The organism is Lysinibacillus sp. EB271-A1-10B (assembly GCF_058791335.1).
In genome coordinates, this window is the sequence record NZ_JBYTDL010000029.1 from 41,157 (window position 1) to 50,405 (window position 9,249).

General features: G+C 33.8%; 11 protein-coding genes. 4 read left to right on the forward strand and 7 right to left on the reverse strand.

Annotated features, from left to right (window positions below; translation table 11 throughout):
• Positions 1-37: 37 nt before the first annotated feature.
• Entirely contained in the window at positions 38-1,084 is a 1,047-nt protein-coding gene (locus tag AC3WSK_RS23615) for a DUF418 domain-containing protein (RefSeq protein WP_427483012.1), read from the reverse strand.
• Between the two features lie 219 nt (positions 1,085-1,303).
• On the opposite strand from AC3WSK_RS23615, the gene AC3WSK_RS23620 reads away from it, so the two are divergent.
• Positions 1,304-1,567, forward strand: coding sequence for a Parvovirus coat protein VP1-like protein (locus AC3WSK_RS23620; protein WP_427483014.1), 264 nt, complete (start codon positions 1,304-1,306; stop codon positions 1,565-1,567).
• Between the two features lie 28 nt (positions 1,568-1,595).
• Here the strand turns inward: AC3WSK_RS23620 and AC3WSK_RS23625 are convergent, their stop codons facing one another.
• Positions 1,596-2,387 carry a GNAT family N-acetyltransferase gene (locus tag AC3WSK_RS23625; RefSeq protein WP_492414759.1) on the reverse strand — a complete coding sequence of 264 codons (792 nt, stop codon included), beginning with the start codon at positions 2,385-2,387 and terminating at the stop codon, positions 1,596-1,598.
• A 161-nt stretch (positions 2,388-2,548) separates the two neighbouring features.
• Between AC3WSK_RS23625 and AC3WSK_RS23630 the strand changes: the two genes are divergently transcribed.
• Complete coding sequence (locus AC3WSK_RS23630) at positions 2,549-3,073, forward strand: GNAT family N-acetyltransferase (protein WP_427483017.1); 525 nt, start codon at positions 2,549-2,551, stop codon at positions 3,071-3,073.
• Between the two features lie 64 nt (positions 3,074-3,137).
• Here the strand turns inward: AC3WSK_RS23630 and AC3WSK_RS23635 are convergent, their stop codons facing one another.
• The gene (locus AC3WSK_RS23635) at positions 3,138-4,001 is read right to left on the reverse strand and encodes an AraC family transcriptional regulator (RefSeq protein WP_492414758.1); all 864 of its coding nucleotides are present in this window, start codon (positions 3,999-4,001) and stop codon (positions 3,138-3,140) included.
• 300 nt (positions 4,002-4,301) lie between these two features.
• Between AC3WSK_RS23635 and AC3WSK_RS23640 the strand changes: the two genes are divergently transcribed.
• Entirely contained in the window at positions 4,302-4,703 is a 402-nt protein-coding gene (locus AC3WSK_RS23640) for an NUDIX hydrolase (RefSeq protein WP_170938918.1), read from the forward strand.
• 132 nt (positions 4,704-4,835) lie between these two features.
• Here the strand turns inward: AC3WSK_RS23640 and AC3WSK_RS23645 are convergent, their stop codons facing one another.
• Together AC3WSK_RS23645 and AC3WSK_RS23650 are read right to left on the reverse strand one after the other, a co-directional pair.
• On the reverse strand, positions 4,836-5,045 hold the full coding sequence (locus AC3WSK_RS23645; RefSeq protein ID WP_079560775.1) for a hypothetical protein: 210 nt from the start codon (positions 5,043-5,045) through the stop codon (positions 4,836-4,838).
• Positions 5,046-5,069: 24 nt separating this feature from the next.
• Complete coding sequence (locus AC3WSK_RS23650; protein ID WP_139376949.1) at positions 5,070-5,246, reverse strand: sporulation protein Cse60; 177 nt, start codon at positions 5,244-5,246, stop codon at positions 5,070-5,072.
• 804 nt (positions 5,247-6,050) lie between these two features.
• On the opposite strand from AC3WSK_RS23650, the gene AC3WSK_RS23655 reads away from it, so the two are divergent.
• Complete coding sequence (locus tag AC3WSK_RS23655; protein WP_427482754.1) at positions 6,051-7,157, forward strand: hypothetical protein; 1,107 nt, start codon at positions 6,051-6,053, stop codon at positions 7,155-7,157.
• Positions 7,158-7,270: 113 nt separating this feature from the next.
• Here AC3WSK_RS23655 and glnA read toward each other — a convergent pair whose 3' ends face one another.
• On the reverse strand, positions 7,271-8,605 hold the full coding sequence (glnA, locus tag AC3WSK_RS23660) for a type I glutamate--ammonia ligase (RefSeq protein ID WP_492414757.1): 1,335 nt from the start codon (positions 8,603-8,605) through the stop codon (positions 7,271-7,273).
• A 293-nt stretch (positions 8,606-8,898) separates the two neighbouring features.
• A partial coding sequence (locus AC3WSK_RS23665) for an ISL3 family transposase (RefSeq protein WP_492535141.1) occupies positions 8,899-9,249 on the reverse strand: 351 nt, incomplete at its 5' end.

Here is a 9,249-nt window from a genome sequence, read left to right on the forward strand (position 1 = left end):
GATTGAATTCATTCACCATCAGGGAGTTTTATACAAATTATTTATTCGGTACTGCTTTTCTTCCGTATGTCATAAAGCGCCATAGCTTTTCAAATGGTCCCATTTTAAAGAATTTGAACCAGATGACACTAAAGATAATTTGAATGACAAAAGTGATGCTTGCAATGATTACTACATCAGAAGGCGAAACAACTTCAAGCCCCATTGCAGACATAATAGCTAGGCCAATAAAGCTTTGAGCTAAATAGTTTGTAAATGCCATTTGTCCAACTCGTCCTATTGGCTTAAGCAGCTTTGCAATTTTCTTATTCTCTAACAAAAGAAATAGACAAGCTAAATAAAAATATGTTGTAGGAATTACACCTAATCCAATAATTAATTGTAAACTTTGATCTTCACTTTGAGATGCAAACCAAATCCATATTGAAATGCCAACAAAAAGTGGGAACGTCACAAATTGTAGCCACTTTATTTGTTTTGAGTATTCACTTACATGACTAATCCAATCAGCTTTCGCTACTAAAAAACCAGTTAAAAACATGATGAAAATAGTAATTGCATCATTTCCTAATAATCCAAAAACAATTGAAAAGGCTTCTTGATTTGGTATCAATATTTGCCCAAGAATGCACAGGATATGAACAGTAATAATCGCAAATAACCATTTACTAATTGTTAAAATCTTTGCATGATAAAAAGGTATCAGTAAAAAACCTATTACTGCATACATAGCTAAGATTGATCCCCAGAAAACAAATATATGAACAATGCCAATTAATAATAAAGCTAATAAACGTCTTGCAAAACGCCATTTTGGTTTATCCCCACGCGCTTCTGCACGTGAAGTAAAAATATAAAAACCTACACCAAAGAGGAATGAAAAAATTGAAAAGAATTTCTTCTCAATAAAAATATCTATGAGCGTATCGATAATACCATTAACTCCACTATAGTCAGGCATCGGTCCTCCCTCCATTATTACCTGGTAGGCCGCTACATTTATGAACAAAATGCCAAATAACGCTAGCCCACGAATAATGTCTAAGGATACGATTCTTTCTTTTTGAGGTACGGATGGATTCATTTTTAAAACTCCTTATCTTTCAAACTTTACTGTGTATGACTATCATAGCTTTCCATCCTTACAATAGTTTTTTTAAAAGCTTACAGGAACCTTACATTTATAGATTTTTCTCATAAGTTAATGCCTTTTTTCACTTACATTAGTTTTTAATCCCTTTCTAAAAGCGAAAATTTCATATTTTATAGTAACAATTATTTCTTTTAAAAAGGAGAATAGACGATGTACAGACAACGCAAATTTGGTTTTTGCTACCCTGGCTATAAATACTGCGGACCAGGGTGTTCAGGACCAGGTAGACCTACCAATGCTGTAGATTCATGCTGCAAATTACACGACGAATGTTATGATCGATATGGTAGATCAAGATATTGCGATGAAATGTTCCAAAATTGCTTACGACCTCAAATGAATGCTAATAATAAAATGGCTAAAGATGCTAGATTGTTTTACAATATCTTCGATATCCGCAATCGGTTCTTTTAAGCCATACAGAAAGCTCACGATGTTATTTTTACATCGTGAGCTTATCTATTGTTTTTTTGTAAAAAACTGGATATTTCATTGGATTAGTAAAGCCTAACTTAACGCCTAAATGATACGATCCATTGTTATCAATATCACAATCCCAACAAGGCTGTAAATCATTTAAAAGGCAATCATTAATAAATTTTTCTGCAATAAAGCTTGCTAACCCTTTTCCTCTATAATTGGCATCAGTTATTATATCAATCTCTGCAAATTGATGAGATCTAAAAATAGAAACTGCTTCGCTAATGATCTTATTTTCATGCTGAAGGCAAAAACCAAAGCCTTTTTCTAGAAAATTATCGGTAGAATCCCAGTAGTCCTCATAATATTGATTCTCAAATTCTAAACTATGGTCAATTTGAGGTTGCTTGATTTTAATGCATTCATAGTCAAGCGACTCTCGTTTCTCTCTATTGTTATAAGCATTTATATCGAAGCTAAAATTGTACCTTTCTAATTTATTCACATAATCATTTAATCGTTGCTCAATTTTTGCGCTCCATTCATCTGAATAACTGAATAATGTGAAACGTTTACTTTCCTCAATCGATTCTTGTAGTAAAGCCGCGAGTTTATTTATAACTTGCTCGCTGGATGAATCACCATAAACGTAGTATATTCCGGATTTGGTTTGAAACAGTAGTGAATGAAGGCTTTCATTGTCGGCATAGACTGCACCTTCTATTACTTGATCTAGAATACTGTAGACAAATGTTGGCGCCCTTTCTATTGTTTCTTTGATAATCGAATAATTCTCTGCTGTAACTTTAATCATTATCATTCCCCCTATTCTTTTGTAACTCTTCATACAGTATAATATTTTAACAATTACTACAATTATTGTATAATAGATACACGAAATTTGAAGGGACTGAATTATGCGCAGATAGCAATATTTTTCATCCAAACTTAACGAAAAACTTGGAGGTAAAAGTATTGATAGAACACATGAACACAAAAAGATTATATTTACGAAAAATGCAGATGGCTGATGCACATAGTTTATTTAACATTTGGTCAGACCCAGAAGTTACTAAATTTATGAATATCACCAATTTTGCTCACGAAGAGCAAGCGAAGGAGATGATTGAACTTTTTGATCAATTGGCTGATGAGCACAAAGCTATTCGCTTAACAATTATTGAGAAGGAATCCAATGAGATTATCGGCTCTTGTGGATTCAATTCATTTGACGTAGAAGGAGCTACTGCAGAAATAGGCTATGATTTTGCTAAGGCACATTGGGGAAAGGGCTATGCGCCCGAATGTATTTCCGCTTTGATGGATTACGCTTTCTCTACTTTAAGCATCACTAAAATTGTAGCAAAAATAGAGCCTGGTAATAGTAATTCTATAAAAGTAGTAGAGAAATTGAATTTTACGTTTGAAGGAACATTTCAAGAATATGAAGAATCAAAAGAATCTTTTTATGACATTAATGTTTACTCTTTCAGAAAATAAATTAATGTAAAAAATAAAAGCCAAGAATGTTATCTATGAACATTCTTGGCTACTTTCATTTCTGTTACTTAATCGGAATCCAAATTTCAGAATAAAGGTCAGGACTAAATGGATCTTCATCCGAGTACACTTCCAGCTCAGCTGTCCCGGCAGGCTTGTACGGGTTGGACGGGAACCACTCAGAGTAAATTTGTTTCCAAGTATTTTGCATAGCATCCGGCATAGGGCCATGTACTTCAAACACAACCCATTTTGAAGCTGGAACTTCCATGGCTTTCAGTTCTTCTGGAACATCCCCAATATGATCCGTTGCAATCCAATAATCAATAATCCCATTTTTTTGTTCGCTGGCATTTGGTGCACAGACGCCAAGCACCCCTTTAATTTCTCCATTATTTAATGAAAATAATTGATGATCCAACCCCTTGCTGTTAATCTCATCCCAAAATTTAGGGATTTCTCTCGTATTCTCACCATTTTGACAATTATACGTTCTTTTTACTCCGACCACTTGAAACTTTTCTTTTTCTACGATTTTATACTTCATTGGTTCTGCTCCCTTCAGGCTCACCTGGATAACCAGGCGATTGTATGATTGTAGTTGTCCTTGCTTCTTTCTTGCTTCACTAGGCGTTACCTGATGCTGCTTACGAAATGCCTTTGTGAAAGCTTCAGGAGAGTCGTAGCCATATTTGTAGGCGAGATCGATTACTTTCTGTTCTGTATTTATTAACTCCTGTGCAGCTAATGTTAACCTTCTCCGTCTAATATAATCTGCAATAGACATATCCGTTAAAATCGAGAAAGTCCGTTGAAAATGAAAAATCGAAGAATTTACCTCTCGTGCGATTTGTTCCATTGTGATGTCATCTAATAAATGCTCCTCGATATAATTAATTGCTTTTTGAATCGACTCAATCCAACTCATGTGCCCTCACTCCTTGCTTATAGCATAAAACATCAAAATTAGTTATTCCTGTCTTTTTATGCTAACTTTGGACTGGTTAAAATGAAAGCTTTATTTTTATTGGCTTATCTCCCACCATAGCGTGGGGTTGATTCCCGTTCCCGCTGAGCGCTTTCCTGGGGGCGTTCGATGAGCCTCCACTACAATCAACTTTTTCACATGACATACACTTTAAATAAATGTCAGCTTCAACACCCAATAAATAACCATAATACGTTAAAATTATTATTAAACAGCATAAATAGATCGGAGGTTTTGATATTGCTTAAATGGCAAGGGGCTGCAGGAATTTGTTTAAACGAAGACAATCAATTATTAATGGTTTTGCAAGGTACGAAAGAAGAAGAAAAGACATGGGCAGTACCATCGGGAGGAAAAGAAGCTAATGAAAATTTTGAGAGGTGTTGTATTCGTGAAGTGTATGAAGAAACAGGATATGTAGTAGACATCGTCGGAGAAGTGTTACATAAAAATAATGATGCAGTGGAAGTTCGTTATTTTGAGACGACTATTACTGGTGGACAAATGATGATTCATGATCCTGATGAATTAATTTATGAAATTGCGTGGAAATCAAAAGAAGAAATACTCAATTTAACATTATCCTTCCCTGAAGATAGGCAATTTCTTTTATCATTATTTCAAAAAATGAAATTGTCATGATATAGGATTGATAATAGTAGGAAGATACTTATAGACAATAAATTTTAGGCTACTTGGCATTTTCTCAATCTTGGATATTTACCTTTTTTCCGCGGGTAGTTCCCTGTCACCCGCGGGTAAACATTTAAAATATTATTTCATCTTTACCTTTTCAACAGCCGCTTCATATATCAATTCGTCCTCGATTTTAAGATATTGATTTCTCGCTGCCTTACAATAGCCTTCTTTTTCTAGAAAATCTTTAAGCTCCGATTTCTTCGCAAATATTTTTTCAACGACACTCTGTTTCACTTCAAATTCATCTGTTCTTTTAGCAATGGATACCCAATATATTTTTGACATGTTATATCCCCCTCTTTGAATCAATTATTTATAAATAATTAAAGCTGAATGTATAACATTATGCTCCCCTATATATAACGTATTATATTTAATATCAACTATTAAATAATCGTTTAAATCTAATAAAGCGTTATTAATATCATGTTCAAATTGCACAATATCATTATTTTGAATCGATACTACTTGAGTTGCTTGTGTCATACATTTTCCCCCTTTTCTTTTAATCATAGATTAAAAGGAAGTATTTGTCACAAAAAAATATTTTCGTAGTAAGAGTAGGGCATAAACAATAAGGCTACACCCCTTCATCGATAAATAAAGGTAAAATACCTTTTATATGGTAAAATAAAGAACAGCGTATTGAAATATTCTCCATTTATCAAAGTTAAATTAAAGAGTTACACCAATATACTATGTCTAGCATTCATGATTAATCTTCATTAGAAAGTAGGTTTTTTTTGAAAATTGCTGCTATCCTCGAAAATTCTAAGTTAGATAAAAAATTCATTTAGAGCCCTCGAATGAATATACAAAAAATCTATATAAAGGGGATAAGAAGGAATTAGATGATTTTAATCACGAAATCGTGTTAGTGATTGAAAACGAAAATGGGTTAGTACTATTTAGCGGTTGTAGTCATCATGGAATTGTAAACATAACTAAAACTATAACCGAAAATTTTCAAATCAGAATATCAACGCAATTATTGGGGGATTTCATTAAATTGATCTCCCCATAGTTAACACTTTAGGAAAGACCAGAGAAGAAATAATTTCAATTGGTAATACATTAAATGGGATAAAGATTGACTGTATTTATTCTTGCCATTGTACTGGAACAAAAGGATTTAACATTCTCAAAACCGTTTTAAAAGAAAAATAATAATCTTTTAAAACAGGACAAGTTATTAAGCTTTAGTAGATGTTACATAACTAGCTACCAAAAATTCAACCCTTTCATAGAAAGAGAGATCTGCTCTTAATCAATTTAAATGGAGAGATTCAATTGAAAATAATAGAGAGAACAATAATACTATCATGTGCAGCTATATTTCTATTTATTGTTTCTAAAGCCGTATATAATGGTGTACAGTCAAATAGAGCTTTGATCAAACCCCAAAGTTCAAATTATTACCAAATAATCGATAAAGATTTTAATAAAACAGTAGACGTACCTTTTACTAATATTAACTCATATAAGGGTAATGCTGACTATATTTATATGAGTATAGACCAAGAGAGTCCTTCTTTTGATAATAAAATTGTTCAATACAATCGAAAGACCCAGAAATACACAACCATTTTTAACAGTAAATTCAAAATGCCCTCAGTTCAAGGGGTTGAATTAAATGATACTTGGTTATTGTGGGTTGATACCGATGAACACGGAGGATATTTGAATCCATATTTTATGGATTTAAAGACGCGAGAAATTCAACCATTGACAAAAGAAAATGAAGAAAATGTTACTAATGATTTTCCAATACTAATTGGAGACTATGCAGCATGGATTCAAAAGGACAGAAAAGATGAAAAAGCGCAAGTTATGCTTAAGAATCTCAAAACAGACGAAACAATAAGTATATATGATTTAAATAGCTATACAAACAGGAATATGAATTTGTCTGCGAAAGACGGAAAAATATTATTCACTGATGAAAAGGGTTATTTTGGATACCTCTATTTGTATGATATTAAAAGTAAAGAAATAAAAGAATTTAAAAGTTCATATGAATTTATTGGTTCGGCAAGACTACTTAGTGATCAACAATGGGTTTACCTAACGTTTGACGCCCCTACTAAATCTTCAACTGGTGAAGGTAAGCTGATTTTTTATGACGCTTCGACAAATCATACTCAAGAAGTTGTTTCGGAAGTGTTAATTGTAAATACTCTTTACACAGATTTTAATAATCAAGTGTTCTTTTCTTATAATAATGATGAATATTGTAGAAAATTATTTCATGTGAAAAATAATTCACTTGTAGAAATTGAGAAATTCGAAACTCCTTACATATATGGGTTTTCTGCAGAAAATAATATATATATTATTAACCAGGATTTATCAGATGAAAAACGCAAATTAATTATCCAAAGTGAACTACCTAACTAAAAATAGCTATCCCTATCAATGAAGATTAGGGATAGCCTTCTTCTTTAACACTCAATTCCTCGCATTTTGGATCAAAAAAAGTGTCGGAGCCCCAAAGCCCCAACACTCCCCGTCTAATACATTCTTAAATATTCTTCCCGCTCCCAGTTATGGACACGTGTGCGGTATTTATTCCATTCTATTTCTTTAGCAGCCGAGAATTTTTCAAAGATATGGTCTCCAAGTGCTTCGCGTACGATATGATCCATTTCTAGCTCAAGGAGTGCGTATTCCAATGAAGCTGGGAGACTATCGATACCATTCAATTCACGTTCAGCTCGTGACATTTTATAAATATTTCGATCTACAGCATCTGGCGGTGTGAGATTTTTACGAATTCCATCGAGCCCAGCTGCTAAAATAACAGCCATTGCTAAATAAGGATTTGCTGCTGGATCGACAGAACGAAGCTCGATACGTGTTGATAATCCTCTTGCAGCTGGAATTCGAATAAGTGGTGAACGATTTTGTGCAGACCATGCCACATAGCAAGGAGCCTCATAGCCAGGCACTAATCGTTTATAGGAATTAACAAGTGGGTTTGTGACAGCAGTAAAACCATGTACATGTTTTAGTATTCCTGCCATAAAGCTACGTGCTGTTTCGCTTAATTGCAGTTCTGCTTTTTCATCATAAAACGCATTTTTATCCCCTTCAAATAAGGATAAGTTGAAGTGCATTCCCGATCCGTTAACACCAAATAGTGGCTTTGGCATAAAGGTTGCGTGCAGTCCATGCTGTGCAGCTATCGTTTTTACAACAAGCTTAAACGTTTGAATATTATCACATGCTTCGATAGCATTGGCATATTTAAAGTCGATTTCATGTTGACCAGGTGCAACCTCATGATGAGATGCCTCAATTTCAAAGCCCATTTCTTCTAGCTCTAATACGATATCACGTCGACAGTTCTCCCCTAAGTCAGTTGGGGCTAAATCGAAATAACCGCCACTATCATTTAACTCAAGCGTTGGATGCCCTTTTTCATCTAGCTTAAATAAGAAAAACTCTGGCTCTGGTCCTAAATTAAATGAGCTAAAGCCTAACTCCTCCATCTCCTTTAAAACCTTCTTCAGATTGGAACGTGGGTCACCTTCAAACGGTGTACCATCCGGTCTAACAATATCACAAATGACACGGGCCACTTTGCCTTTCTCGGCAGTCCACGGAAAAATGACGAATGTATCACAGTCAGGACACAAGTACATATCTGATTCTTCAATACGTACAAATCCTTCAATCGATGAGCCATCAAACATAATTTTATTGTCCAACGCTTTTTCTAATTGACTAGCCGGTACTTCAACGTTTTTGATCGTTCCTAATATATCAGTAAATTGTAGGCGAATAAAATTCACATTTTCTTCCTTAACACGACGTTTAATATCTTCTTTTGTATAATGTTTCATTCTCCACCACTCCAATGTTATTTTAATTTACACATTTCTTTTACAACTGCTTTTAAAATACATCATAAGAATAAAAAACACAATATCTATGTAAGGTTTTATTACATGCAATTTCTCGAATATACTTATCTTTTTTTCAGATAAATAGAGTCATTCTCTCTTACTACAGCCCCCGACAGCAACACATCTTTTTCCTGCGCGAAAGCGTAAGCGACAGCAATAAGTATTTAATTGTTACACCAACAAAAAAGGGTTCTAAGTAAAATGTTGGGGTGTTGTACTCTTTCAGCACCTTAACCCAGATGAACTCCAATTTCTTTATACTTTAAATTTAATAAGATTTTTGCTCGAAAGTGATCGAAGCGTCGAAAGCCATATGCATTCCGTTTCATCACTTTTGTTTTATTATTAATGCCTTCTAAGAAGCCATTGGAATAACCAAAACTAAAGCTATTTAAAATTTCTACTTGCCAGTTTTTCAATGTTTGAATTGCTTTTAAGAAAGCTGGTAATTTTGCCTCTTCTACCTTACGGTAAAAAGCTAGTAATCGCTTTTTCACTTCTACGACATCATTCTTTGTCTTTGCCCAATCAAACCATTCACAATAGATTTCCTTTAATTCATGAGCTACTTTCAATGTTTC